Consider the following 24,049-nt stretch of genomic DNA (forward strand, 5'->3'; position numbering starts at 1 on the left):
ACCGTTTGCCACCTGGGCGGCCTGGGCCGAACTGGTAAGGCTCGCTGAGACGCGGGTGTTTGAAGAGGGTGATGCGCTCTTAAAGAGCGCTGGCAGCAGGCATCAAGAGAATCGATGCCGCATGAAGGATAGGACCGGCTGGGGGCCCGCAGGCAAGGACCGTAGTGGATGGTGTTCAGCGGCTTTCTTTTGCCTACTTTTCTTTGCCGCGGCAAAGAAAAGTAGGTGCCGCCCCGCACAGGGGCAACGCTAGCAGACCACTAACAAAAAGCGGATGCCAGCGAATAACCCTTACACCCCCCGCTGCGTCCGCGCCGAACCACCTCCATCCAAAACCTTAACCCCCAAAGCCTCAGCCTTGAGCACAAAATCAGCGAGGGATCTCGACTCCATCTTCTTCATGGCCTGCCCTCGATGAATCTTCACAGTAATCTCACTGAGATTCATCTCAGCAGCAATCTGTTTGTTCATCAGCCCGCTGGCAACAAAAGCCATCACTTCCCGCTCACGCGGCGTCAGCGACTCATATCGACGCCGAAGATCAGAAACCGAACGTTCGGCCTTGCGCCGTTCCTCATCCTGCGCCAACGCATTGGCCACTGCATCCAGCATGTCCTGATCGCGAAACGGCTTGGCGAGAAAATCCATCGCCCCGGCCTTCATGGCCTTCACCGACATCGCGATATCGCCGTGCGCAGTCATGAAAATGATCGGCACTCGCACATCGCCCGCTGCGATCTGCTCCTGCACCGCCAGCCCGCTCTGCCCCTTCAGCCGCACATCCAGAATCAGACAGCTCGGCACATCCGGCTTGCCAAACGACAGAAACTCCTGCGCAGATGCAAATACCTCCACCCGCAAGCCCACCGAGCGCAACAGCATCGACACGGCCGCGCGCATCGAATCGTCGTCGTCGACGACATAGACGATCGACTGATTCGCGTCGTTCATTTCATCACTGCTCATTGCACGTTCCTTTATCGATCGGCAAAACGAACTGCATCGTGGCGCCCCGTCCTTCCTCCGACTCGGCCCAGATGCGTCCGCCGTGCGCCTCGACGATGGACCGGCAGATCGACAGGCCCATGCCCATGCCGTCCGCCCTCGTTGTGAAGAACGCGTTGAAAAGCCGCCCCACGTTCTCTGCGCTGATGCCCGTGCCCGAATCTTCGATGGCGACCTGCCCGTGCTCCCCGTCCACCAGCCGCGTGCCGATGCGCATGCGTCTCGCGCGCCCCGTCACGCCCGCCATCGCCTGTGCGCCGTTCATCACCAGATTGATGACGACCTGCTGCAGTTGCACACGGTCGCCGCACACGAACGGCGGTGGCTCCGCGTAACTCACTTCCAGTTCGACGCGCGCAGCGTCCAGCTCGCGTCGCACGAGCTCGATCGATTCTCTCACGATACCGTTCAGGTCGAGCACCGCCTGGCTCGGATCGCGCTTCTGCGCCATCGCCCGTATCTGGCGGATCACGTCGCTGGCACGCTTCGCATCGCGCACCATCTGATTGATCGATTGCCCGACTTCGCCGAGATCGGGTTTCGCCCGGTTCAGCCAGCGCGTCGCGGCATCGCCCGCCGTGACGATCGCGGCAAGCGGCTGCGTGACCTCGTGCGCAATCGATGCCGCCAGTTCGCCCAGCATCGTCACCCGCGTCACGTGCGCGAGTTCGGCCGTGGAGCGGTCGAGCGCTTCCTGCGCCAATTGCCGCTCGGTCACATCCATCAGCGCACCCACGTATTCGATGCTGGCCGATTGCGGCACCGCCAGATGCGCGACGTAATGCACGTGCTTGATACGCCCATCGGGCATCTGCAGCCGATGCTCGACATCGACATACGGCGCGCCCGCGAGTCCCGCCTCGTACGCGTCGCGCACCAGCGCGAGATCGTCGGGATGCGTGCGCGCGAGGATCAGTTCGATGCCCGGCGTGTAGTCGGGCGCGTATTCGAAGATCCGGTAGACCTCGTCGGACCACCACATCTCGCCCGCCGGCAGCCGCGACGCGATGCTGCCCGTGCGGCTCAGCCGCTGCGCATCCGATAGAAACGCCTCGCTGCGTTCCAGCGCCTGCTCGGCCTGCTTGCGTTCCTCGATATCGGTATTGACGCCGTACCAGCGCAGAATCTGCCCATCGGGACAGCGCAGCGGCTCCGCGCCGATGTGCATCCACCGGTACGAACCGTTGCTGTGCCGGATGCGCGACTCGTTGTCGAACGGCTTGCCCGTCGCAATCGCGCCGCGCCACGCGGCGTGCATCGCCGGCCAGTCGTCGGGATGCACGATCGATGTCCACACGTCGCCGCTGCCATCTGCGCCATCCGTCAACGAAATGCCCAGTTCGTTCCAGCGGCGGTTGATATAGCTCACTTCACCGTCGAGCGACGAACTCCAGACCATGCCGGGAATCGCGTCGATGGTCGCGCGCAACTCATCCTGCTGACGCTGCAACTCGGCTTCCATGCGCTTGCGCACCGTGACGTCGTTGTTGGTCGCGAGCACGGCGCGCGGCTTGCCCTTGTCGTCGCGCCACAACGCGAAACGGCTCGCCACGATCACCGTGCTGCCGTCGCTGCGCACGCGCTGCAATTCGCCTTCCCAGCGGCCTTCGCGCACCACCGCGTCGCGCAGTTCGTCGAGCGGAATCGACGAACTGGTTTGCGTCAGCTCGTGGATGCGCTGGCCGATGGCCTGCTCGGCGCGCCAGCCGTAAAGCGCTTCCGCACCCTGATTCCAGAAGGTGATGCGGTCGCTCATGTCGTACGCGACGATGGCATCGTGCGTGAGGTTCAGCAACTGGATCTGTTCCTGCAGGCGTGCCGTGTTGGCCTGATTGCGCAGCGCGAGAAACGAGGTCGTGCCGATTGCGAGCAGGCTCACGACACACCGCGCGATCGAGCCGCCCGAGTAGTTGTCGTCGTGCGACATCAGGAAAGCGACGAGCGTCAGCAACACGCATGTCGATGCCGTCGCAATCGCGGCCTGCCGCGATCCCGGCGACGCGATCAGCAGCACGCCCACCACATAGAGCACGGCAATGGCGATGTCGAGCGGCGTCAGCGCGTCGATCAGAAAGACGCCGACGCCGACGATAGCGGCAAGAACAAAGAGAACGCGTGCGTCGGTCGACGACGTCATGGCTGCGCCCTGTCGGAACATCATGACGCTCCGTGGACGCGCAACAGGGCTGAAGAGTGGAGCGGGCGGCACATCGTCGGCATAGGCGTTCCTCGCGAGCGTTTGATAGCGGGCGACGGAACCCTGATTGGCGCCGCGGCACGCGTCGCTCGACGGTTGGACACCCAGGAAGCCGGCCCATTTCGATCCGGAATGGATTCTATCCGAATACATCTAAAAGCCATTTCATAGGGCCACGCCGCCGCGGCGCGCGCTTGCGTCATGCGCCCTGCGAACTGTCAGGGCCGAGCCGCGCGAGGCAGCGCGACACTTCGGCGCCATCGACGGGCTTGGTCAGCACGCATAGCGCGCCGAGATCGAGCGCCTGGCGGCGCATGGCGTCGGAAGCGAAAGCGGAGATGAAAATGATGGGCTGCGTCACACCCTGGTCGAGCAGATGACGATACATGTCGAGACCGCTCATGCCAGGCATCTGCACGTCCGAGATGATGCACGCGACCTGCGTCGCCGCACCGGATGCGAGGAACGCCTCGGCCGATGCGTAAAGCCGGACATCCCAGTCCAGCGAGCGAACGAGGCTCGACATCGCAGTACGGACGGATTCGTCGTCGTCGATGACGGAAGCGATCGGATGGTTGTGCAAGCGACTGTCCTCGGCCGTTAGGTTACGACGGCACGGTTTGCGTAATGCCGTTCAAGGTGAGTCCATCTTATGGGAATCGCCGTCTCGCGAGAATCATATGTAGGTATAGTCCGGGGCATCCATGTGCCGTCGCGCCCCGCCCAGCAAGGCTGTGCAGGCTGTCGGACGTATGGCTGCGGTGGGGCTTTGTGTGTCGGGATTTGCGGCGGGCATCCTGAATGGTTACGGCGAGCCGCTGCCGCTGCTGCGAGCCGCCCTTAAGCTTTGCTTCATGTTGCCGACCGTATGATGGCGTCGGTTTCCATGCACCCCCTCGTAAGCGTGGAAACCGGTTTGGCCGACGGCATCGTCGGCTTTTTCTCGTTGCGCCGTTCCGTTCTGGACAGCCCGCGCGGCTGTCTACGCTCAGCCTTGCACGGCACCCGTCAGCACATCCAGCACATAGTCGTTGACGAGCGCCCGCACATCGCCGGATGTATCGCCAAACTCCGCGCCGACCAGCGTTTCCCCGCCCTTCGTGCGGCGGTTCCTCGCAATGCAGTTGAGCGGCGCCGTCCGCACGCGCCCCGCGCGAGCCAGCGGCAACGAGAGCTTGAAGTGCTCGCCAGGCGCGATGGAATTGGCATTGGCATTCACCAGCAAGCCGACACCCGCAGCACTCAGATCGACCGCCCGCACCTCGGTCCCCGCCATCGGCAGATCATTGCGCGAGAGCCGCGCAGTCACGTCGATGCCAACCCGCACATGCCGCCGCAACGCGCGCGAACGCACTTCCTTCGGGTAACGCAGATACAGCACATCGAACGGCGCCGTATGCCGGCCGAGCACTTCCGATTCGAAAGCATGCCGGTATCGCCCGGCGATGAATTGCCCTTCCACCGTCTCGCCCGGCACGAACGCGGGATCGACACCCTCGCCCGCCAGCAGCAGGCTGACGTCGTCGAGCGTCCCGACGTAGCGCGTGCGCGACGACACAGCCGGACCGTTTGCGAGGGTGATCACGAAGTCTTCGGGCGTGCAGCCCGAGGTCGGAAAGGGACCGACCAGCGTCTGGTCGTCGTGGCCGCGTCGCGCACGTGCCGCCGGTGCAGGCGCGGCGTCGTCGGCCTTGATGTCGTCGCGGCGCTCGCCGGGAAAGAGGTGCCGGAACGGCCCGAGCGCAAAGAGCCGCTCGCATTGCACCGCGCTGTGCACGATGTGGCCGCGGCCCATCAGCAGCTTGCCTTCCGCCGTGTAGACGGAAAACGGCAGCGGAACCCCGATCGTGACTTCCCGTTGCGACAGCGGCACCAACGGCATGACTCCTGTTCTCCTCTCCAATGTTCTTGTGCAACGCAACGGTGATTCGCGTGCAGGCACGCAAGTATGCACGACACAGGCGTCAGAACCAACCTGGCAAACGTTTGTCTTGCACGACTGCCGTCCGATTGTTTCCGTAGACGAAAGCAAAATCGTGGCGCATGCCATGCCGGCGCAGCAAATAATGGTTTCCCGCGGTTCAAGAATGATCGGCCCGCCGCGTCCCTATAATGGCCGCCAATCCGGCATCCGCGAACCGGCCCCGCGTCCGTGCGGTGCGCTCGCACGCTCCGCGTGCTATCACAAGACAGGTACCCGACCCGCCGCCCGCTCACTGCACAGGAAGGTTCGACATGACTACCCAGGCACTCACCTCCGGCATCGATCACGTTGGCCTCGCCGTCCGCGACCTCAAGGCGACGCGCGATTTCTTCATCGAATGCCTGCTCTGGAAGCAGGTTGGCGAAAAGCCCGACTACCCCGCCGCGTTCGTTTCGGATGGACAGACGATGGTGACACTGTGGCAAGTCACCAACCAGGACGGACTGGTCGCATTCGACCGCAAGACCAACGTCGGCTTGCATCATCTGGCGTTGCGGGTGGCCAGCGAAGAAGTGTTCAACGACGTGTTCGAGCGTGTCTCAAAGTGGCCCGGCGTCAAGGTCGAGTTCGCGCCGGAAAATCTCGGCGCGGGTCCGAAGCGCCACACGATGATCCTCGAACCCGGCGGCATCCGGCTCGAATTCGACTTCGATCCGCGTATCAAGGCGGCAGGCTGAGCGCCCCTCGCCCTCCGCTGCCCATTGCGCGTAGAGAAGCCCGCGCCCGTGACCTATCACCGCGGGTGATACCCCTATCAAAACAAACCGCGCGTTCCCCTCGCGATCTGTTGCTAGAGTGATGCCAGTGCAGTCGGGCAGCAACGGAGCAGAGGTGGAGCATGGATCAGCTTTATATGTTGAGGGCGTTCGTCTCGGCGGCGCAGCACCAGAGTTTCAGCAAGGCGGCCGCCTCGCTGGGCGTAACGACCGGCTCCATTTCCAAGGCGATTGCGAAGCTGGAAACATCCATCCAGACGCGCGTGCTCCATCGCACGACGCGCTCCGTCACGCTGACGGAAGAGGCGCAATCGTACTATCTGAGCTGTTGCCGGCTGCTCGAAGAACTCGACGAAGCCAATCGCCGCATCATGCGCGAACGCGAAGTGGATAGCGGCAAGCTGCGGCTCGTGATTCATCCCATGCTGGTCAGCGAAACCTTTTCGCAGTTCCTGTCGGGCTATCGTGCGGTCGCGCCGAATGTGAACCTGGTGGTGTCCGTCGAAGAAACCACCGTCAACCTGTACGACGGCCAGTTCGACATGGCAATGCTGCCGCCGCATCAGGTCGAGCAGTCGGCTGTGATCCGCCGCACGCTGTTCCGGTCGTCGCGCGCGCTGGTCGCGTCCGCCGATTACCTCGCGCAGCGCGGCACGCCGCATCGCGCCGCGGATCTCGCCCGGCACTTCCTGCTGCTGTCGTCGCAATCGCGCCAGCGCAATACCAACTACGTGCAGGTGATCGAAAACGGCGCGCCGGTGCAGGTGATTCCGATGTCGTCGATGGATGGCAACGATGTGCTGCTGCGTGCTGCGGCACTGGCAGGCGCGGGGATTGCCGAGTTGCCGGAAGCCATGGCGCGGGAAGACGTGGCAATGGGCAAGCTCGTGCCCGTTCTGCATGGCTGCGCGATCTCCGATAGCGACGTGGAGATCTGCCTGTTCTATTCGCACCGGGAGTTGCTGCCTGCGCGCTTCAGGACGTTTATCGACTATTGCACCGAGTTCTTTCGGCTCAACGATACGCGGCGCAGAGCGCACTTACTCGAAGACATCGACGACGCCCAGCAGCAGGCTGCCTGAACGAATGAAGCGGCTTACGCAGCCGCCATCACCGGACCGAGACGCGAACGCGCCACTTCGACGAAAGCCTGCATCGCACTCGATACATACGCGTCGTGGCGGCGAATAAAGAGCGTGGCGACCTGTGCCTTTTCGGGCGGCAACGAATGGATCGTCACGATGTCCTGTTCGGCGGCTGCCGTCACCACACCGCGCGGCAACAGCGTCACACCGATACCCGCCGCCACGCATGCAATGATCGCGTCCAGCGAGCCGAATTCGAGCGGCGTGGCCGTCACGATACCCATTTCCGCAAGCAGCGCTTCGAGCCGCTGACGATACGAACAACCGAGGCGGAACACGATCGTCTTGAACTCGGGCACCGTATTGAGCGAATCCAGCGTGCGCAGATTGCGCGGCGTCACGAGCACCAGTTCTTCCTGGTAGATCATTTCCGCATGCAGATCAGGATGTTCGACGGGCCCGGCAACAAAAGCGCCGTCGAGCTTGCACGCCGCGACCTCTTCCGTGAGGCTGCAACTCGTGCCCGTTGTCAATGACAGCCGCACTTGCGGATACAGGCGCGCGAAGTTGCTCAAGATAGGCGACAGCCGCAACGCCGCCGTGGTTTCGAGTGTGCCGAGCGCGAGTGCACCGGCAGGCGGGCCGTCGTCTAGTGCTGCGAGGCGCGCGTCGGCGAGCAGTTTGCCGATGCGTGCGGCGTACGGCAACATGCGTTGTCCGGCAGGCGTGAGGCTCACGCCGCGCACATGACGCTGAAATAACGCAACACCGATTTCCCGTTCGAGAGAGCGGATTCGCGCTGTCACGTTGGACTGAACGGTATGAAGTTCGGCAGCTGCCCGGTTCATGCTGCCATGACGGGCCACTGCCTCGAATACCTTGAGGTCGGCGACATCCATGCTTTGCACCTCGATGAGATCGACAAGGCCTTCAAGGCCCGCATTGCGCTGCGGCGCAAGCCGATGGTCATCGTACACCAAAGCCGGTGCGCTCACCGGCACGGTGATTGCGATCAGGCTGTATTTGCAGCCTTGAAGTCTTCGCCATTGATGCGGCTCGACACGCTGATGTTTTCGCGTGGATGCTCATGCAGGATCACATTGATGATCTTCGGATCGGAACCGATCGCATCGTGCGTCACCTGAATGATGTCGCGCATCAACTGCTCGCGGCGCGCAGGCGTCAAGCCCGCTGCAATATGGCATTCGATAAAAGGCATGCTCAAGCTCCTGCGTGGTCTATTTGAGTCGACTGATCAGTTCTTTGTCGTTAGCGGCACCTTCCACGTATTCCGGCAGATGTTCGCCATGCTCGACAAAGTTGATGCCTCGGCCTTCACGAAAGACAATGAAAATGTCGTTCTTCGTTTCGCCCGTCGCTTCGCTCACCACACGCAGCAAACCTGCTGCAAGCTGCCGCTTCTGCTCGTCCGTTCTGCCGTAGCGCATATCACATGAAATCAGGGCCATCCGATATCTCCTGTATGTTTCGATCCATCATTGAATGCCCGGGTGGGTTGCCGGGTACACCGCTTCCCGGCTGACTTGCGTGAGCAGTTGCATCAACTCCGCAATGGTATGCTCTTCCAGCCGGGACACCAGTTCGACAATCTGGCCGCGCAGAATGGAGTCCGCATACGGCTCGCTCAGCCAGTTGAATTTCTCGACGGTTCGTTCCCACGTAAAGGGGTTGTCGAGTCCGCCTTCAAAGCCGACATGTTCCTTCGACACCACGCGGCCATCGCGGCAGCGGATGGTCACGCGCGTATTCAATGCCTGCGGGTATTGAGCAGAAACCGCAGCGTCGGGACGGACCGTCACTCGCTTGAGCAGCGCCTGCGCGTCGGCGGCCTGCACGCGTGCGGGTTCGAGTTGCGCGGGGCCGACCTCGTCGTCGAGCAGCGCGGCAGCGATCAGGTACTTCAGGTTGTAATCCGCCTGCTCCTTGGTTTGCGGATCGTCTTTCGCGCCAAAGCCGCCACCGCCTGCGATGTCGTAGCCCATCTGGAAGATGTCGCACGTCACGTTTTCGACATCGCTGCCGGCGAGGCCATGTGCGCGTTTGAGTGCGAGCGTGGCTTCGAGAACGGGTTGACCATGAATCAGCGAGCAATACTTTTTCATCACGGTCTGGTGCACGACTTCGAGGCTGGGATCTTCCCAGTTCACGTCGATAGGCTGGTCGAACATGCGCACGAGTCCATTCGGTCCTTCGAACAGACGCAGCGGACCTGTGAAGCCCCGCTTTGCCAGCGACGCCGAATAGATCGCCCGCATGCAGGTGATGCCCGGCGAAAAGCCCTTCCAGTACGACACCGGTTCGGAATGCACGCAAGAGAGCGAGATGTTATCGACGGTTGCAATGGCGATGGCATGCGACAGTTGCTGCGCATCGAGTCCGAGCAGCTTTCCCGACGCAGCCGCGGAAGAAACGGCCAGTTGAATCGCGTGATTGAAGCCCTTTGCCATCACGGGCACGACCGCGGTAATGCGACAACCGATTTCATACGCAACCGCGAGCGCCAGCATGAATGCTTCGCCGTCCGCCGATGCATGCTCGGCAGCAGCGAGCACTGCGCCGAAATTGTCGCTGGGATGACATAAACCACCCGGCGACATATAACTGTCGAGCAAATCGACATAGCGCACGAGCGCCGAGTTATATAACGCCGCCTGATCGGGCGAAGTCGAACCGCCGCCGAGCAGCGAGCAGCGGCCGCCGCTGCCGTATTCGTCGAACTGTTCCCTGAGTGCACCGAACGGCTTGCCCGGCAACGCGGCGATTGCGCAACCCAGACTGTCGAGGATGTTTCGCTTGAGCAGATGCCGCGTCGGCGGCGTGAGATCACGGGAACTGGCAAGGTTGGCAAACCGGCCAATCCGTTCGACAGCGGTAAGCGCGTTCATATGAATCATCGTCTCGCGTGTAGATCAGATGACCCAATGTCGCACCGCTCGTCATGCAGATCAAGCGAAGGGTTTCGATACCGTTATCTGTTGCATTGATAGTCCCCTGACGCGATCCGCACACCGCGCATTACGCCGAATTTCTCCGGCGTTTCTGCTGCACACCACTTGCTGCCATGAGCGTGCACTGAACCGGATGCGCGATCTCGGTGGCAAGACCACCCGCAAGAAAGAAAAGAATGGCGAGAAGCCGTTTCATGGTTGCCTCCAGCATTGAACGATGGCGTTGTTATAGCGCAGACCACGCCGCCATATGTGTCTCAATGTATCGCAACCCGCTTCTGATACATGACGATTCAAATGCGCCACATCGCGACACAGCGCAGATACGCGTGAACGTTCCAATACGTCCATGTCACTCAATCAAAGGACGACGCCATGTTCTCCCGAATCAAAACATTGACTACCGTGGTCGCGATTGCTGCCGTCGCAGGACTCGGCGCACTTGTCGTCAATAGCGCGGCGCCCGCCGCTGCCGTCGAAAACAATCGCGCGGCCCCGGAATTCACCGGCATTGCGCAATGGCTCAACTCATCGCCGTTGACCATGCAGCAGTTACGCGGAAAAGTGGTACTCGTCGATTTCTGGACTTACACCTGCGTCAATTGCGTGAATACGCTGCCGCATGTCGAGAAGCTCTATCAGAAGTACAAGGATCAGGGTCTGGTCGTGGTTGGCGTGCATACGCCCGAATATGCATTCGAGCGTGAGACGAATAAGGTCAAGGCGGCGATTGCCGAATATGGGCTGCATTATCCCGTCGCGCAGGACAACCAGTACGCAACCTGGAACGCCTACGGCAATCAGTACTGGCCCGCCGTGTATCTGATCGACAAGCAGGGGCATATCGTCTTCAGCCATTTCGGCGAAGGCGATTACGACCAGATCGATGCCGCCGTGCGCGCACAATTGGCGCGTGCGGGCTGAGGTTTGCGGCGCAAGCTCACACGTGACGCTTGCGCTGCGCGGTCCATTCAAAAGGCGCTGCGATACGCATAAAGCCCCGGCAAGCCGCCCGTCATCAGGAACAGTACCTTTGCGCCGGGTGCGAACACGCCGCTTCTGATGTCATGCAGCAGGCCCGCGAACGCCTTGCCGCTGTACACGGGGTCGAGCAACAGGCCTTCCGTGCTCGCCAGAAGACGTAGGGCTTCGCGCATCGCGTCGGTAGGAATGCCATAGCCCTCGCCGCGCTGCCCTTGCGCGACAATCACACTCTCATCGGCTAACACCAGCTCGGGACGCAGTAACGCGAGCGTTTCCTTCGCTTTCTGGCGGGTGTTGGACAAGGTGTCGTCGTATGTCGCGAGCACGTGATGGGCGACGACGCACGTTGGGTCTTCGCCGAGCGCGATCAGTCCGGCGACGAGTCCTGCCTGCGTGCCGCCGCTGCCATTGGGCAACGCGATGCGATCGAACCTCATACCCTGTTCGCGGGCCTGTTCGAGGATCTCCGCAACACACGCCGCATAGCCGAGATTGCCGACGGCAGACGACCCGCCCAGCGGCACCAGATAGACATTGTGTCCCTGCTTGCGCAACGCTTCAGCGCGGTTCTGCGCGAACGCCATCGCATTCGCGTTGCCCGGCAGATCGTGGATCTGTCCGCCCAGCAGCGCATCGAGCAGCACGTTGCCGTTGTGCAGATAATCGTCGTCATCGCGCGGCACCATGCGCGTGAGTACGAGTTCGCACGCAAGGCCCGCGCGTGCGGCCGCAGCCGCCGTGAGCCGCGCGTGATTCGATTGCCGTGCGCCGACCGTGATGATCGTGTCTGCACCCTGCGCGAGCGCTTCACCGATCAGGAATTCGAGCTTCCTGAGCTTGCTGCCGCCACCGCCGAGGCCCATCAGATCGTCGCGCTTCACATAGATATCGACGTCACCGAGCAGCTTGCTCAGGCGGCCGAGATGCTGGATGGGCGTCGGCCCCTCGATCAATTCATAGCGAGGAAAGCGTGCGAGATCAACGGATGATGCGTTCGACATGCAAATGGCTCCAGTAACGGCGTCATGCGACGCGCAGATGGTAGCGCATTGCCGCCTGCAACGCTTCCGGTACGACGCTGCCGGTTACGCGGCGAGACCTCGTCTGCAGGAAAACGCGAGCTTTGCAACACTATGCAATGTGCTCGCCACACGTCTGGGCGAAACTGAACGGCGGGGCGAAGCGGGCGCGCGGCTTGCGCGCAGCTTGTGGCCAGCTCAACTGCTATTGCGGTGAGCACGCTCAACACATCGAAACAGGCCTGGACTACAGTCTTCCAACACCACGCAGGACTTCAACGAAGGAGCTTTGCCATGTCGCTCGAAAAGGCGCTTTACACTGCACACGCAACGGCAACGGGAGGCCGCGATGGCCGCGCGACGGTGCCCGCGGCGAACCTCGATTTCAAGCTGACGACACCCAAGGAACTGGGCGGACAAGGTGGCGATGGTGCCAATCCGGAACAGCTGTTCGCCGCAGGTTACAGCGCGTGCTTTATCGGTGCGATGAAATTCGTTGCCGCACGCGATAAGATCGCAATGCCCGCGGATGCATCAATCGATAGCAGTGTCGGGATCGGGCCGATTCCAAATGGGTTCGGCATCGAAGTCGAGATGAAAATTTCATTGCCGGGTATGGAGCGCGCTGCCGCGCAAGATCTGATCAACAAGGCACATATCGTGTGCCCTTACTCGAATGCGACACGCAATAACATCGACGTGAAGCTCACGCTTGCCTGACGCACTCACTCGCTGTTAAGTACGCTGGCCGCCTGTTTCACCACGCGGCCAGCAATACACCTTTGCCGATTCAAACGGCAATTGCCCGAGCGCCTAGTCGTCCAGCAAGTCCGTGACGACGGCCGGGCTATGCGAATCCATCCAGTCGTATGAATCGCTGACGTGGGCCCACGCCCAGTTGCGCGGAATGGCGGCTGCCTGTGCCTTGTCGCTCGATACAACCTCGACACGGGCGCGTACGCCTGCGCCGCTATGGTCGTCGATATTGCGGAAATTCAAAGATTCGCGCTTCATGATCTGTTCCTCTGTAGAGCCGGCCATCACGTTGCTTCTCCAACGTCGGCCAATGATCACAGCCTACCGCTCATCGTCCGTTCATCAAACCAGGCTGCGCAGAATTCACAGTTTTCAAATCGGGAATAATACGTAGGCCCGAAACCCCGTGAAGATCCATGCACATGCAGATATCTGCATTGTCAAACATCAGACCAAAGCCGAAAATGCAATCGGGCAGCCCTCTTTAAAGGGCTGCCCGATTCACGTTAAAACAGGGTTAAAGCGCGTTACTTCGCGGTCGGCATCGCAAACTCGGCGCCCTTCTCGATGCTCTCCGACCAGCGCTGCATGATCGACTTCTGCTTCGTATAGAAGCGCACGCCCTCTTCGCCGTACGCATGCGTGTCGCCGAACAGGCTGCGCTTCCAGCCACCGAAGCCGTGCCATGCCATCGGCACGGGAATCGGCACGTTGATGCCGACCATGCCGACCTCGATGCGGCGGCCAAACTCACGCGCGACATTGCCATCGCTCGTGAAGCAGGCGACGCCATTGCCGAATTCATGCGCGTTGACCAGTTCGACAGCTTCCGTGAAGTCCTTCACACGCACACAGGCGAGCACCGGCCCGAAAATCTCTTCCTTGTAGATGCGCATCTCCGGCGTCACGTTGTCGAACAGCGTGCCGCCCGTGAAGAAGCCGTCTTCGTGACCGGCAACCTTCAGGCCACGGCCATCCACGACTAGCGTCGCGCCTTCCTTCACGCCTTCGGCGATGTAGCCTTCAATGCGCTCCAGCGCCTGACGCGTGACGATCGGACCCATTTCCGCGTCCGCTTCCATGCCGTTCTTCACGATCAGCGTACGCGCACGTTCCGCGAGCTTCGGGATGACCTTGTCGGCGACATCGCCAACCAGCAGCGCAACCGAGATCGCCATGCAGCGCTCGCCTGCCGAGCCGTATGCGGCACCGATCAGCGCATCGACCGACTTCTCGATATCGGCATCGGGCATCACCACCATGTGGTTCTTCGCGCCGCCCAGCGCCTGCACACGCTTGCCGTGCTTCGCACCCGTTTCGTAGATGTAGTTCGCGATCGGCGTCGAACCGACGAAGCTCACCGCCTTGACGTCCGGGTGCGTGAGCAAGGCATCGACCACCACCTTGTCGCCCTGCACGACGTTGAACACGCCATCGGGCAGACCAGCCTCCTTCAACAGCTTCGCCATGAACAACGCCGCCGACGGATCGCGCTCGCTCGGCTTCAGCACAAACGTATTGCCCGCCGCAATCGCAACCGGGAACATCCAGCACGGCACCATGCAGGGGAAGTTGAACGGCGTGATGCCCGTGACGACGCCGAGCGGCTGGCGCATCGTCCAGTTGTCGATACCCGTCGACACCTGATCCGTGTAATCGCCCTTCAGCAGTTGCGGAATGCCGCACGCAAATTCGACCACGTCGATGCCGCGCGACACTTCGCCTTGCGCATCGGAAAACACCTTGCCGTGCTCTGCCGTGATGATGGCCGCGAGTTCGTCGCGATGACGGTTCATCAGTTCGAGGAAGCGCAGCATGACGCGTGCACGCTTGATGGGCGGCGTGTCGGCCCACGCCGGAAACGCAGCCTTTGCGCTCGCGACCGCCGCATCGACATCGGCAGCCTCGCCGAGCAGCAGCTTGCGGGCGCGCGCCCCCGTGGCCGGGTTGAAGACAGCCTGGCTGCGGCTTCCCGTTCCGTTGACACGTTCTCCGTGGATGAAATGTCCCACGTCTGCGCTGTCGGTAAAGGCTCGCATGTCCCACTCCTTGGTTTGTGATTGGCGTTGAAAAGAGTGTAGAAAGCTGCGGACCCGATGGAAAGAGGCTACCATTGAAATCACTGTTTGCCATTGTGAACAATGAGTGTATGGATACGCAAAATATCGAAGATCTCTGGACGCATCTGCACTGGCTGACCATGCTCGCCGAACAGGGCACCTACACGGCCGCCGCCGCGCGCCTCGGCGTCAGCAAGGCGGCCATGAGCCAGCGCATCTCCGAACTGGAGCGCGCCGCGGGCATCTCGCTGGTGCAGCGCACCACGCGCAGCGTACGGCTGACGGAAGCGGGCCAGCAACTGGTCGACAGCACCCGCGGGCAATATGCGCAGATTGCCGCCAGCTTCGCGCAGGTTCGCGAACTGTCGGGCGTGCCGCGCGGTCTCGTGCGCGTGACGGCGCCCGTGGCGCTCGCGCGGCAGCAACTGGTGCCGAAGCTGCACGAGTTTCTGTCGGCCAACCCTGAAGTGCGGGTGCAACTGGAAGTGTCGGACCGGATCGTGTCGCTGGCTACGGAAGGCTTCGATCTCGCCATCCGCCACAGCGCGGAACCGCCCGATACGCACGTGGCGTGGAAACTGTGCGACACGCAGTCCGTGATCGTCGCGACGCGCGCGTATCTGCGCAAGCGCGGCACGCCGCACGCGCCGGAAGACCTCGCATCGCACGACTGCCTGTTCTATCCGCGCTCGACGGGCGAGCCGATGTGGTCGTTCGAGCGCCAATCGGCGCGCAAGAACGCGGCCCGACCGGTTTCGCTGCCCGTCAACGGCCAGTTCTCGGCCAACAACAGCGAAACCTTGCGCGACGCCGCGCTCGACAGTCTCGGCATCGCGCTGGTGCCCGATTTCACCGCCCAAGCGGCCGTGCAGGCGGGCAAGCTGGTGGTCGTGCTGCCGGATTGGCGCGTGACGGGCGCATTCGCCGAGCAGTTGTACATCGTGCGGCCTTATGCGTCGCATGTGCCGCGCGCAGTGGGCCTGTTCGTCGCTTATCTGCGCGAGCGCTTCGCCAACGGCTTTCCTATGTGACGGACTATCGGATTAACGCGCCAGGCCATCCGAATACTGTGCGACCAGCCGCTTGACGCGCTGCACGGCGACATCCGAAGCGGGCGTGTAGATCACGAGGCTGAGATCGGGCCGCCCATGCACCGCAAAGCCTGAATACTCCAGTTCGATCAGACCCAGCACGGGATGACGGATTTCCTTGGTGCCTTCGTCGTTCGCGCGGACGTCGTTGGCCCGCCACATCGCGTTGAATTCGGGGCTGAGCGCGCCCAGTTCATCGACGAATGCCTGAATGTTTTTCGACGCGCCGCCACGCGCAGCGTCCGCGCGAAACGCCGCCACCACGAAGCCCGCGACGCTTTCCCAATCGGGCTGCGCCTCACGCACACGCGGATCGAGAAAGATCAGCCGCAAGATGTTGCGCTCCTTCGGCGGCAGCGCGGCGTAGTCGGTCAACACGGCCTGCGCCGCGCGATTCCATCCGACGATGTCCCACGTCGACGTCCTCACGACGGCGGGGCTGTACTCCATTGCGTCGAGCACGCGCTGCAGGCGCGGCGACACGCCGCCGGGCGGCTGATAGCGCACTTCGGGCAGGCGCCCCAGACCGAGCAGGAACAGGTGCTCACGCTCGACGTCCGTCAGCAGCAGCGCACGGGCAATACGGTCGAGCACGCCCGCCGACGGCGCGCCGCCGCGCCCCTGTTCGAGCCACGTGTACCACGTCGCGCTGACGTTGGCCCGCTGCGCCACTTCCTCGCGCCGCAGTCCCGCCGTACGGCGCCTCACGTCAGGCAGTCCCAGCGCAGCAGGATCGAGCTTCGTGCGGCGATCCCGCAGCCAGGCGCCCAGCAGATTGTCGTTCGCGGCCATGCCTATCCTGTTAGTTTGTATACCTGTAAAACGTCACTACTTCACCCCGATAACCGATACGCAGATAGTAATCCTTCATCGAACCGGGAGGATTGCATCATGCGTGTCTTTGTAACAGGAGCAACGGGGTTTGTCGGCTCTGCGGTGGTGAGCGAACTGGTCGCCGCGGGGCATCGGGTGCTGGGGCTGACGCGCAGCGACGCGGGTGCACAGGCGCTAGCCGCCGCTGGCGCGGACGTGCAGCGCGGCACGCTCGAAGATCTGGACAGCCTGAAACGTGGTGCCGCCGCAGCGGACGGCGTGATTCACACCGCGTTCAATCACGACTTCTCGAAGTTCGCCGCTAATTGCGAACTGGACCGGCAGGCTATCGAGACACTCGGCTCCGTGTTGAATGGCTCCGAGCGTCAACTGATCGTCACCTCGGGGCTGGCGCTGCGTGCATCAGGGCCGCTCGCGACGGAAGACGACGATGCCGTGCCCGTATCGGCTGCGTATCCGCGTCTGACGGAAACGGCGGCGACAGCGCTGGTGGCGCGCGGCGTGCGTGCGTCGGTGGTGCGCCTGCCGCCGTCCGTGCATGGCGACGGCGACCATGGCTTCGTGCCAATGCTGATCGCGCTGGCGCGCGAGAAAGGCGTGTCGGCGTATATCGGCGAGGGCATGAACCGCTGGCCAGGCGTGCACCGCTTCGATGCCGCCCGCGTGTATCGGCTGGCGCTCGAACGCGGCACGGGTGCTGCGCGTTATCACGCCGTCGCCGAGGAAGGCGTGCCGTTCAAAGAGATCGCTGCCGTGATCGGCAAGCGGCTGAATGTGCCTGTCGTGTCCGTGTCGCCGGATGAAGCCGCCAGCCACTTCGGCTGGTTTGCCGTGTTCGCAGGCATGAGCGTGCCGACGTCGAGCGAGAAAACGCGCGCAATGCTGGACTGGACGCCGACGCAGCCTGTCCTGCTCGCCGATATCGACCGGCCTGTGTATTTCGAAGCGTAACGTCCTGCCTCGTGCGTAAAAGGCAAAGAAACGATATGGGCCATGCAGTGGCCCATATCGCCCACTCATTCCGTAGTGGGAAAAGTGCTGGCGGTGGAGACGCCTGCAGAACTACCCTTGCTTACCGATAACGCCCGGCGAGTGCCGACACCTGCTCGATGTTCTGCGGCGTGATGAAGCCCGGCCCCGAACTGATATTGCGCGCCTCATAAACAGGCTTCAGCCCATAATCCTGCAGCCGCTTGATGAACTTCGGATCCTTCTCCAGTTCATTGCGTGCCTGCACGACATCCGAGTTGTGATTCTTGTGCATGATCGCCAGCATCGCGACCGGGATATAGCCCTGCAAATAGGGCTGCTGGTCCGTGCAGAACTTGATCGTGCCGTTCTTGATGCCCTTCGCGACATCGGAGTCGATATCGAAGGTGGCGAACCAGATCTTGCCGGCGAGTCCCATCTTCGTAACGGCGCGAATGGTCGGATCTGCCGAGGTCGGCCCGAGCGTCAGCACGGCCTGCGTATTCGGATGGGCGCGCAGATAGGCGCTGACTTTCGATTCGATATCGGTTGGGTCCGTGCCGGCATCGAGCACCGAAGACTTCATGTCCGCGCCGATGGCTTCAGCAAAGCCCCGGCAGCGCTCGAACGACAGCGGGTTGGTCGCGTAGTGGTTCACGCACAGAAAGGTCTTGATGCCGTCCGCCTTCGCACGCAGCCCTGCTTCCTTGCCCGCGAGATATTCGGGCTGGCCGACATGCAGCAATGCGCCGAGATCGGCACTCTGCTTTTCCGTGCCCGTATTGGCCGTGACGAACGGAATGTTCTTCGCTTTCAGGCGTGAGACCGAACCTTTGAGCAGATCGAAATCGGCGATGGTCGTCACCACGCCGTCGTAATTGCGCGCGGCGGCCTGATTCACCAGTTGGACCATGTCGGCGATATCGCCGTTGGGTGGATTGCGATAATCGGTCTGCACGTTGAAATCGTCATCGGCCTGCTTGATGCCGTTCTTGACGGTGTTCCACCATGCATCCGAATCGGGCGCATGCGTGATGAAATCGAAATGCGCGGCGGGCTCTGCATTCGCTTCCACGCAGAAGCCCATGCTCAACACCGCTGCGGCGATACACATAGCCTTCGTGATGGGGAATCTCATTGCTGTCTCCATGTTTGTTGCTGCCAGCGTTGTGCGCCGTGCAGGTTGTATTGCCTTGCCTCGCGGGATCAATCGGCGGCGAGACCGATGAACACGTTGCCGTCCTCCGTTTTCACGGGATGCGTGACGAGGTTCACGCAGACGGGCGCGCCCTTCGCGGCGCCCGTCGGGATATGGAAGCGCCCCATGTGCATCGGGCACTCGATCACTTCGCCGAACACGAATCCATCGGCAAGACGCGCGGTTTCATGCGTGCAGAGTCCGGCTGTTGCGTAGAAACCCGTTGCCGTGTGATAGACGGCGTACAGCTTGCCTTCGTGTTCGAATTCCATGACGTCTTCTTCGTCGATGTCGTCGCAGGCGCAGACCTGGTGCCATTGCAGAATGTTCATCGCGTGCTCCGTTCGTGTTCAGCGTGGTTGGGCGGCGAGCGTGTCGTCGCTGGCGGGCTGCGTGTGCGAACCCGGCGTCTTGCCCGGCACGCGCGGCGTGATCATGTAACTGGCGTCGTAACGTTGCATGCGCAGGAAGTAGAGGATCTCGCTCCATGCGCTGAAGAGATCGTCATAGGCCGGCGGCAGATCCGCTTCGATGGCCTTGCGCAACTTCGGCAACGCGTGGAACGGCACGTTCGGAAACATGTGATGTTCGACGTGATAGTTCATGTTCCAGTAGAGCAACTGGAGCAGCGGATTGAGCCGGATGGTGCGCGTCGAAAAGCGGTGATCGAGTTCGTTCTCGCGCAACCCCGTGTGCTGCGTGATGGCAAGCAGTTCATGCAGCCAGGCACCGTATGCACGCGGCAACAGCAGAAACACCACGGGCAGCCAGCTATGCGCAGCAACGGCCCATACGATCACGGCCACATACAGCCCGAGCACGATGCGCGAATTGCGGCACATCGCGCGATATTCGGTGGCGGGCACCACAGCCTTCGCACTGCGAGACACGATGCCGAGGCTATGCAGCACGATGTTGCCAACATGATGAATGCCGTGCGATACCCGCAGAAAATCCGTCGCGAGCTTCAGATAGTTCGGCGGGCGCTTCACCGCGATTTCGGCATCGGCGGGCATGGTGGCCGTCAGATGCGTGTAGGTGTGATGTTGCGCGTGCGACCAGCGGCTATAGATCTGCTCGCGCCATGTCATGAAGCAGATCAGCCAGTGCACCGATTCGTTCAGCCATTCGCTGCGAAACGGCGTGCGATGGCGGAGTTCGTGTTCCATCGCTTCAGCAAATGCGTAGATCGTGCCGTACAGCAGAAACGCAGGCACGCACCACCACGTGCCGAGCGACAGCCACGCCAGCACGCCGCTGCCCGCGACCAGCGCGAGAAACACGCCGAGATACACCAGCGCGTCGCGATCGTTACGCCGCGTCAGTTCCTTGAGCACCTTGCGGTCGAGCGGGCATTTGTACCAGTCGTCCATCGTGATCGGTTTGGAATTGTCTTGTGGTGCGGACATGCATGGCTCCCAATGCTGGCTTGACGTGAGATCCGGCGGCGTATCGCCTGAGGCGCGGTGGATCGTTGAGCACATTTAAGACTCGTTATGAGCACACGTCAAAGTCATTTATGCCTCATTTTGAGGTCTCAAGGGTATTCCATTAGGCTTTGCACCGCTTCTTTGCCGCCCGGCACACAAACGCCTCAAGATGAGTCAAAATGGGCGCATCAGACATCACGCCCCGCCGCCCGAGGAATCCCGATGAAAGGCAAACCGACGCTCAAGCAACTCATGGAGATCACGCAGCTCAGCCGCGCGACGATCGACCGTGCGCTCAACGACAGGCCGGGCGTCCATCCACGTACGCGCCGCGCAGTCGACGTAGCGCTAAAGCAGCTGGCCACGGGCACATCGGCGAGATCGGCGGGCCACGCGCGGCAGGCCGTCTATCAGTTCCGGCTGCTCGCCCAGGCAGGCGACGCCTTCACCGACGAACTGACGCGCACAGCTGCGCTGCTCGAAGCGGAGTTCGAGGCGAACGGCGTGCGACTCGAGGTGGTGCGATGCGTGGGCGTATCGGATGAAGAAGTCGCGGCGCGCGTCCGCGAGGCCGCGGCTGAGGTGGACGGCATCGGCATCATCTGCACGAACACCGTGACTACATCGTCAGCGTTGCGCGAATGCATGGCGGCGGGCAAATCCGTCGTCACGCTGATCACAGACGTGGATGCCGACGCGCGGCATACGTATGTCGGCGTCAACAACCGCTCGGCGGGACAAGCGGCTGCGTTTCTGATCGGGCGGCATCTGCAGGCGCATCCTGCGCCCGATGTCGCGGTGATCGTCGCGACCTTCTCGTACACCTGTCACGAAGATCGCGAGATCGGTTTCCGTTCGCTATTGCGCCAACGGTTTCCGCATGTGAACCTGGTGGAAGTGATCAAGGGCGCCGACTCCGGCGCAGCGACCTATGAAGCGACGACGCGCTTCCTGAAGGCGCATGGCAAGCTCGATGGCATCTACAACGTCGCGGGCGGCAACGAAGGGCTGGCGGCGGCGCTGCGCGAGCATGGCCTGACCGGGCGCACGCTGTATGTCACGCACGAAGTGAACCGCATCACGGAGCCGCTGCTGCGCACCGATGCCATCGACTATCTGCTGACGCAGGACGTGCGCCTGATGCTGCGCACGACCGTCGATCACCTGAAGGCTGCGCGAGAAGGCGCAGCCGTGCCTTCGCAAGCGATCATTCCCATCGAGACGTACTCACGCTACTCGCTTTACTGAGCGCGGGTTGCGTACGACGTGATGCGAGGCGCAGCGGAGTCACGCAGCGCTTTCACCGCATCGCAGCCGGCTTCAACCGGAACGCCGACACCGCCTCGTCCAGTTGCCGCCCCTGATCTTCGAGCGAGCGTGACGCGGCGGCGGCTTCCTCGACTAGCGCGGCGTTCTGCTGCGTGACGTCGTCCATCTGCGTGATGGCGAGATTCACCTGCGCGATGCCACGGCTCTGCTCTTCCGAAGCCGCTGCGATTTCGCTCATGATCGACGTGACCTGACCAACGGCGCGCGTGACTTCCGTCATCGTTTCGCCTGCTTCGCCCGCGAGCGACGAACCATCGCGAATGCGATCGACGGATGCGCCGATCAGTTCCTTGATCTCCTTCGCCGCGCTCGACGAGCGCTGCGCGAGGCTGCGCACTTCGCTTGCGACCACCGCGAAGCCGCGTCCATGCTCGCCGGCGCGCGCCGATTCGACGGCTGCGTTGAGCGCAAGAATGTTCGTCTGGAACGCGATCCCTTCGATGATTCCCGTGATGTCGGCGATGCGGTTCGAACTCGCGCTGATGTCGGTCATCGTCGAGACGACGCGCTCGACGGCCTCGTGGCTGCGGCGCGCGACGTCGGATGCATCGCTGGCGAGCGTGCTTGCCTGACGCGCGCTCTCCGCATTCTGTTTGACGGCGGCTGTCAGTTCTTCCATGCTGGCCGCCGTTTCTTCGAGCGCGGCCGCCTGCTGCTCGGTGCGGGCCGACAGATCGGCGTTGCCCGTCGAGATCTCGCCCGTTGCCGTGCGCAGCAGCGCGCTGCTGCCGCGGATATCGAGCAGCACGCCATTCAGCTTCTCGACGAAGGCGTTGAACTGCTCGGCCAGCACGCCGACTTCGTCGTTGCTGCCGACGGGAAGACGCTGCGTCAGATCGCCGTCGCCCGAGGCGATGTCCTGCATGCTGCTCGACAGCTGGCGCAGCGGCGCCATCAGGCGCGTGCCGAGCGCTGTCGTCAGCGCGAGCGCGATCAGCAGCACGACCAGCCCACCCGCGATCAGCATCCAGCTCAACCGGTTGGCCGAAGCCATCATCTCGGCGTGCGGAATCAGGCCGATATATTTCCAGCCCAGTTCCGGCGACGTATAGACCACGGTGTCGTAGCGCGCACCGCCGAGATCGACGGACAGCGTGCCGTTCGCCATCGCCGCGAGGTCGCGGTAGCCGTCGCCGAGATCCTTCAGTGCCTTGAAGTTGTGGGTGGCGTCGTGCGGATCGACCAGCACGGTGCCGCTGTCTTCGACGACCATCAGATAGCCGGTGTCGCCGAAGCGCACCTGACCGATCATCTTCGCGAAGCCATCGAGCGAGATGTCCATGCCGAGCACGCCGGACGGCTTGCCTTGCGCGTTCTGGATCGAGCGCACGAAGCTGATGATGACGTTGTTGTCGCCGCCTGAATTCGCGTAGGCGGCGGTGCGGCGCACGTTGCCTGCTGCCTGGATGGCTTGTGTGTACCAGGGACGCTCGCGGGGATCGTAGTGATCGCTGGTGAACTTGCCTTTCGGCCATTGCACATAGCCGCCCCATTGCGTGCCGACGTAGACATAGCGCAGGTCTGGGTGGCTGTCGCCGAAGCGTTGCAGCAGATGGAAGATGTCGGTTTCGACGCCGCCGTTGGTGTCGGGCGTCATCTGCCCGCCGTGGGTCAGATAGTTCGTGACCGACGAATCCGCCGATTGCACGAGCGGCAGGTCCGACAGGAACACGACGTTGTCGTGGATGCGCTTGAATGTTTCGCGCAGGCTGCTGTCGATCTGGCGGATCTGGCCGAGACCCGCGTCGTTGAAGTTGTCGACTGCCTGGCGGCGCACGTTCAGCGTCGAGTAGACGGTGATCGCGAGGATCACGGTTGCGAGCGCGGCGCCGAAGATGAGGCTTAGCTTGACTGCGATGGAACGCATGCCCATTGCGGGGATTCCTGTGCGAATGAATTATCAATCGCGTATTACGGTGTGGGGTTGGTTGTTCTTGATGGAGGGCATTTTTTATTATTGACTTGGTGCCCCGTGCTGGCGCGGTTTGGGTTTGCTTTTGATTTCGCTTTTGGTTTTGCTGGCGTCCGCGATGTGGCGTTGGTGCTTCAGGCGTCGCCCCTGTGCGGGGCAGCACCTACTTTTCTTTGCCGCCGCAAAGAAAAGTAGGCAAAAGAAAGCGGGCTAACACCGCCCGCTTCGGTCTTTGCCTGCGGGCCCCCAACGGTTCCTATCCTTCACACGGCAACCGCTCAGTCACCGCCCGTTGCCATCGCTTCGAATATTCGCCTACCCCACTCCAATCACCCGTAGTGCAACCTGCGGCAGCGTCCCGTCACTGCAGCCCAGGTGGCAAACGGTGTGTAGGTTGTCGCGCATTATGCGTCGGCGATCCTACGAGACACACCGCCTTTGCTTTTCAGTCCGGAGTGAAGCGCATACGCCGCGACAGCCGACACACCGTTTGCCACCTGGGCGGCCTGGG

General features: G+C 62.2%; 24 protein-coding genes. 7 read left to right on the forward strand and 17 right to left on the reverse strand.

The window, feature by feature from the left end:
- Positions 1 to 291: 291 nt before the first annotated feature.
- From DK391_RS39200 to DK391_RS39215, 4 genes are all read right to left on the reverse strand, one after another.
- A complete protein-coding gene (locus DK391_RS39200) occupies positions 292 to 966 on the reverse strand; it encodes a response regulator (protein ID WP_109483372.1) in 675 nt (224 codons plus the stop codon).
- Entirely contained in the window at positions 956 to 3,166 is a 2,211-nt protein-coding gene (locus DK391_RS39205) for a PAS domain S-box protein (protein ID WP_109483391.1), read from the reverse strand. The genes DK391_RS39200 and DK391_RS39205 overlap by 11 nt, the downstream gene beginning before the upstream one ends.
- 235 nt (positions 3,167 to 3,401) lie before the next feature.
- Positions 3,402 to 3,785 carry a response regulator gene (locus tag DK391_RS39210; RefSeq protein ID WP_109483373.1) on the reverse strand — a complete coding sequence of 128 codons (384 nt, stop codon included), beginning with the start codon at positions 3,783 to 3,785 and terminating at the stop codon, positions 3,402 to 3,404.
- Between the two features lie 405 nt (positions 3,786 to 4,190).
- A complete protein-coding gene (locus DK391_RS39215; RefSeq protein ID WP_109483374.1) occupies positions 4,191 to 5,084 on the reverse strand; it encodes a PilZ domain-containing protein in 894 nt (297 codons plus the stop codon).
- A 353-nt stretch (positions 5,085 to 5,437) separates the two neighbouring features.
- On the opposite strand from DK391_RS39215, the gene DK391_RS39220 reads away from it, so the two are divergent.
- Positions 5,438 to 5,863 carry a VOC family protein gene (locus DK391_RS39220; protein ID WP_109483375.1) on the forward strand — a complete coding sequence of 142 codons (426 nt, stop codon included), beginning with the start codon at positions 5,438 to 5,440 and terminating at the stop codon, positions 5,861 to 5,863.
- Positions 5,864 to 6,024: 161 nt separating this feature from the next.
- Positions 6,025 to 6,984 carry a LysR family transcriptional regulator gene (locus DK391_RS39225; RefSeq protein ID WP_109483376.1) on the forward strand — a complete coding sequence of 320 codons (960 nt, stop codon included), beginning with the start codon at positions 6,025 to 6,027 and terminating at the stop codon, positions 6,982 to 6,984.
- A 14-nt stretch (positions 6,985 to 6,998) separates the two neighbouring features.
- Here DK391_RS39225 and DK391_RS39230 read toward each other — a convergent pair whose 3' ends face one another.
- The 5 genes from DK391_RS39230 to DK391_RS45660 form a co-directional block, all read right to left on the reverse strand.
- Positions 6,999 to 7,886, reverse strand: coding sequence for a LysR family transcriptional regulator (locus DK391_RS39230; protein ID WP_109483392.1), 888 nt, complete (start codon positions 7,884 to 7,886; stop codon positions 6,999 to 7,001).
- 113 nt (positions 7,887 to 7,999) lie between these two features.
- The gene (locus DK391_RS39235; protein ID WP_109483377.1) at positions 8,000 to 8,206 is read right to left on the reverse strand and encodes a tautomerase family protein; all 207 of its coding nucleotides are present in this window, start codon (positions 8,204 to 8,206) and stop codon (positions 8,000 to 8,002) included.
- Positions 8,207 to 8,225: 19 nt separating this feature from the next.
- Positions 8,226 to 8,456 (reverse strand): tautomerase family protein, encoded by a 231-nt coding sequence (locus DK391_RS39240; protein WP_007579042.1) that lies wholly within the window; start codon positions 8,454 to 8,456, stop codon positions 8,226 to 8,228.
- 27 nt (positions 8,457 to 8,483) lie between these two features.
- Positions 8,484 to 9,893, reverse strand: coding sequence for an MmgE/PrpD family protein (locus tag DK391_RS39245; protein ID WP_109483393.1), 1,410 nt, complete (start codon positions 9,891 to 9,893; stop codon positions 8,484 to 8,486).
- Positions 9,894 to 10,023: 130 nt separating this feature from the next.
- Positions 10,024 to 10,152 carry a hypothetical protein gene (locus tag DK391_RS45660; RefSeq protein WP_275426846.1) on the reverse strand — a complete coding sequence of 43 codons (129 nt, stop codon included), beginning with the start codon at positions 10,150 to 10,152 and terminating at the stop codon, positions 10,024 to 10,026.
- Between the two features lie 179 nt (positions 10,153 to 10,331).
- On the opposite strand from DK391_RS45660, the gene DK391_RS39250 reads away from it, so the two are divergent.
- Positions 10,332 to 10,880: a thioredoxin family protein gene (locus DK391_RS39250; RefSeq protein ID WP_109483378.1), complete on the forward strand. Its 549-nt coding sequence runs from the start codon at positions 10,332 to 10,334 to the stop codon at positions 10,878 to 10,880.
- Positions 10,881 to 10,927: 47 nt separating this feature from the next.
- On the opposite strand, the gene DK391_RS39255 is transcribed toward DK391_RS39250, so the two are convergent.
- Positions 10,928 to 11,941, reverse strand: a complete 1,014-nt coding sequence (locus tag DK391_RS39255) for a D-cysteine desulfhydrase family protein (RefSeq protein WP_109483379.1) — start codon at positions 11,939 to 11,941, stop codon at positions 10,928 to 10,930.
- A 312-nt stretch (positions 11,942 to 12,253) separates the two neighbouring features.
- Between DK391_RS39255 and DK391_RS39260 the strand changes: the two genes are divergently transcribed.
- A complete protein-coding gene (locus DK391_RS39260) occupies positions 12,254 to 12,679 on the forward strand; it encodes an organic hydroperoxide resistance protein (protein WP_109483380.1) in 426 nt (141 codons plus the stop codon).
- A 93-nt stretch (positions 12,680 to 12,772) separates the two neighbouring features.
- Here DK391_RS39260 and DK391_RS39265 read toward each other — a convergent pair whose 3' ends face one another.
- Positions 12,773 to 12,973 (reverse strand): hypothetical protein, encoded by a 201-nt coding sequence (locus DK391_RS39265; protein WP_109483381.1) that lies wholly within the window; start codon positions 12,971 to 12,973, stop codon positions 12,773 to 12,775.
- A gap of 269 nt (positions 12,974 to 13,242) precedes the next feature.
- Complete coding sequence (locus tag DK391_RS39270; RefSeq protein ID WP_109483382.1) at positions 13,243 to 14,754, reverse strand: CoA-acylating methylmalonate-semialdehyde dehydrogenase; 1,512 nt, start codon at positions 14,752 to 14,754, stop codon at positions 13,243 to 13,245.
- Between the two features lie 110 nt (positions 14,755 to 14,864).
- Between DK391_RS39270 and DK391_RS39275 the strand changes: the two genes are divergently transcribed.
- Positions 14,865 to 15,806, forward strand: coding sequence for a LysR family transcriptional regulator (locus DK391_RS39275; RefSeq protein ID WP_109483383.1), 942 nt, complete (start codon positions 14,865 to 14,867; stop codon positions 15,804 to 15,806).
- A 12-nt stretch (positions 15,807 to 15,818) separates the two neighbouring features.
- Here DK391_RS39275 and DK391_RS39280 read toward each other — a convergent pair whose 3' ends face one another.
- Positions 15,819 to 16,658 (reverse strand): helix-turn-helix transcriptional regulator, encoded by an 840-nt coding sequence (locus tag DK391_RS39280; RefSeq protein WP_109483384.1) that lies wholly within the window; start codon positions 16,656 to 16,658, stop codon positions 15,819 to 15,821.
- 99 nt (positions 16,659 to 16,757) lie between these two features.
- On the opposite strand from DK391_RS39280, the gene DK391_RS39285 reads away from it, so the two are divergent.
- Entirely contained in the window at positions 16,758 to 17,651 is an 894-nt protein-coding gene (locus DK391_RS39285; protein WP_109483385.1) for an SDR family oxidoreductase, read from the forward strand.
- A gap of 121 nt (positions 17,652 to 17,772) precedes the next feature.
- Here the strand turns inward: DK391_RS39285 and DK391_RS39290 are convergent, their stop codons facing one another.
- The 3 genes from DK391_RS39290 to DK391_RS39300 all read right to left on the reverse strand — a co-directional run bounded on the left by DK391_RS39290 (position 17,773) and on the right by DK391_RS39300 (position 20,276).
- Complete coding sequence (locus DK391_RS39290; protein ID WP_162601039.1) at positions 17,773 to 18,756, reverse strand: sugar ABC transporter substrate-binding protein; 984 nt, start codon at positions 18,754 to 18,756, stop codon at positions 17,773 to 17,775.
- A 119-nt stretch (positions 18,757 to 18,875) separates the two neighbouring features.
- On the reverse strand, positions 18,876 to 19,199 hold the full coding sequence (locus tag DK391_RS39295) for a non-heme iron oxygenase ferredoxin subunit (protein ID WP_109483387.1): 324 nt from the start codon (positions 19,197 to 19,199) through the stop codon (positions 18,876 to 18,878).
- 18 nt (positions 19,200 to 19,217) lie between these two features.
- Positions 19,218 to 20,276, reverse strand: coding sequence for a fatty acid desaturase (locus DK391_RS39300; RefSeq protein ID WP_109483388.1), 1,059 nt, complete (start codon positions 20,274 to 20,276; stop codon positions 19,218 to 19,220).
- Between the two features lie 243 nt (positions 20,277 to 20,519).
- On the opposite strand from DK391_RS39300, the gene DK391_RS39305 reads away from it, so the two are divergent.
- The gene (locus DK391_RS39305) at positions 20,520 to 21,545 is read left to right on the forward strand and encodes a LacI family DNA-binding transcriptional regulator (RefSeq protein ID WP_109483389.1); all 1,026 of its coding nucleotides are present in this window, start codon (positions 20,520 to 20,522) and stop codon (positions 21,543 to 21,545) included.
- 52 nt (positions 21,546 to 21,597) lie between these two features.
- On the opposite strand, the gene DK391_RS39310 is transcribed toward DK391_RS39305, so the two are convergent.
- Positions 21,598 to 23,499 carry a methyl-accepting chemotaxis protein gene (locus DK391_RS39310; RefSeq protein ID WP_109483390.1) on the reverse strand — a complete coding sequence of 634 codons (1,902 nt, stop codon included), beginning with the start codon at positions 23,497 to 23,499 and terminating at the stop codon, positions 21,598 to 21,600.
- Positions 23,500 to 24,049: the final 550 nt, after the last annotated feature.

Source organism: Paraburkholderia sp. C35, from assembly GCF_003121405.1.
GTDB lineage: Bacteria > Pseudomonadota > Gammaproteobacteria > Burkholderiales > Burkholderiaceae > Paraburkholderia.

What these genes read in the sequence shown, in the direction of transcription:
- DK391_RS39290 (WP_162601039.1), bottom strand. Translation starts at nt 18,756, where the DNA reads ATGGGCTTCTGCGTGGAAGCGAATGCAGAGCCCGCCGCGCATTTCGAT.
- DK391_RS39220 (WP_109483375.1), top strand. Translation starts at nt 5,438, where the DNA reads ATGACTACCCAGGCACTCACCTCCGGCATCGATCACGTTGGCCTCGCC.
- DK391_RS39265 (WP_109483381.1), bottom strand. Translation starts at nt 12,973, where the DNA reads ATGAAGCGCGAATCTTTGAATTTCCGCAATATCGACGACCATAGCGGC.
- DK391_RS39310 (WP_109483390.1), bottom strand. Translation starts at nt 23,499, where the DNA reads ATGGGCATGCGTTCCATCGCAGTCAAGCTAAGCCTCATCTTCGGCGCC.
- DK391_RS39270 (WP_109483382.1), bottom strand. Translation starts at nt 14,754, where the DNA reads ATGCGAGCCTTTACCGACAGCGCAGACGTGGGACATTTCATCCACGGA.
- DK391_RS39275 (WP_109483383.1), top strand. Translation starts at nt 14,865, where the DNA reads ATGGATACGCAAAATATCGAAGATCTCTGGACGCATCTGCACTGGCTG.
- DK391_RS39255 (WP_109483379.1), bottom strand. Translation starts at nt 11,941, where the DNA reads ATGTCGAACGCATCATCCGTTGATCTCGCACGCTTTCCTCGCTATGAA.
- DK391_RS39285 (WP_109483385.1), top strand. Translation starts at nt 16,758, where the DNA reads ATGCGTGTCTTTGTAACAGGAGCAACGGGGTTTGTCGGCTCTGCGGTG.
- DK391_RS39260 (WP_109483380.1), top strand. Translation starts at nt 12,254, where the DNA reads ATGTCGCTCGAAAAGGCGCTTTACACTGCACACGCAACGGCAACGGGA.
- DK391_RS39240 (WP_007579042.1), bottom strand. Translation starts at nt 8,456, where the DNA reads ATGGCCCTGATTTCATGTGATATGCGCTACGGCAGAACGGACGAGCAG.
- DK391_RS39245 (WP_109483393.1), bottom strand. Translation starts at nt 9,893, where the DNA reads ATGAACGCGCTTACCGCTGTCGAACGGATTGGCCGGTTTGCCAACCTT.
- DK391_RS39225 (WP_109483376.1), top strand. Translation starts at nt 6,025, where the DNA reads ATGGATCAGCTTTATATGTTGAGGGCGTTCGTCTCGGCGGCGCAGCAC.
- DK391_RS39280 (WP_109483384.1), bottom strand. Translation starts at nt 16,658, where the DNA reads ATGGCCGCGAACGACAATCTGCTGGGCGCCTGGCTGCGGGATCGCCGC.
- DK391_RS45660 (WP_275426846.1), bottom strand. Translation starts at nt 10,152, where the DNA reads ATGAAACGGCTTCTCGCCATTCTTTTCTTTCTTGCGGGTGGTCTTGCC.
- DK391_RS39250 (WP_109483378.1), top strand. Translation starts at nt 10,332, where the DNA reads ATGTTCTCCCGAATCAAAACATTGACTACCGTGGTCGCGATTGCTGCC.
- DK391_RS39300 (WP_109483388.1), bottom strand. Translation starts at nt 20,276, where the DNA reads ATGTCCGCACCACAAGACAATTCCAAACCGATCACGATGGACGACTGG.
- DK391_RS39230 (WP_109483392.1), bottom strand. Translation starts at nt 7,886, where the DNA reads ATGGATGTCGCCGACCTCAAGGTATTCGAGGCAGTGGCCCGTCATGGC.
- DK391_RS39205 (WP_109483391.1), bottom strand. Translation starts at nt 3,166, where the DNA reads ATGATGTTCCGACAGGGCGCAGCCATGACGTCGTCGACCGACGCACGC.
- DK391_RS39235 (WP_109483377.1), bottom strand. Translation starts at nt 8,206, where the DNA reads ATGCCTTTTATCGAATGCCATATTGCAGCGGGCTTGACGCCTGCGCGC.
- DK391_RS39295 (WP_109483387.1), bottom strand. Translation starts at nt 19,199, where the DNA reads ATGAACATTCTGCAATGGCACCAGGTCTGCGCCTGCGACGACATCGAC.
- DK391_RS39215 (WP_109483374.1), bottom strand. Translation starts at nt 5,084, where the DNA reads ATGCCGTTGGTGCCGCTGTCGCAACGGGAAGTCACGATCGGGGTTCCG.
- DK391_RS39305 (WP_109483389.1), top strand. Translation starts at nt 20,520, where the DNA reads ATGAAAGGCAAACCGACGCTCAAGCAACTCATGGAGATCACGCAGCTC.
- DK391_RS39200 (WP_109483372.1), bottom strand. Translation starts at nt 966, where the DNA reads ATGAGCAGTGATGAAATGAACGACGCGAATCAGTCGATCGTCTATGTC.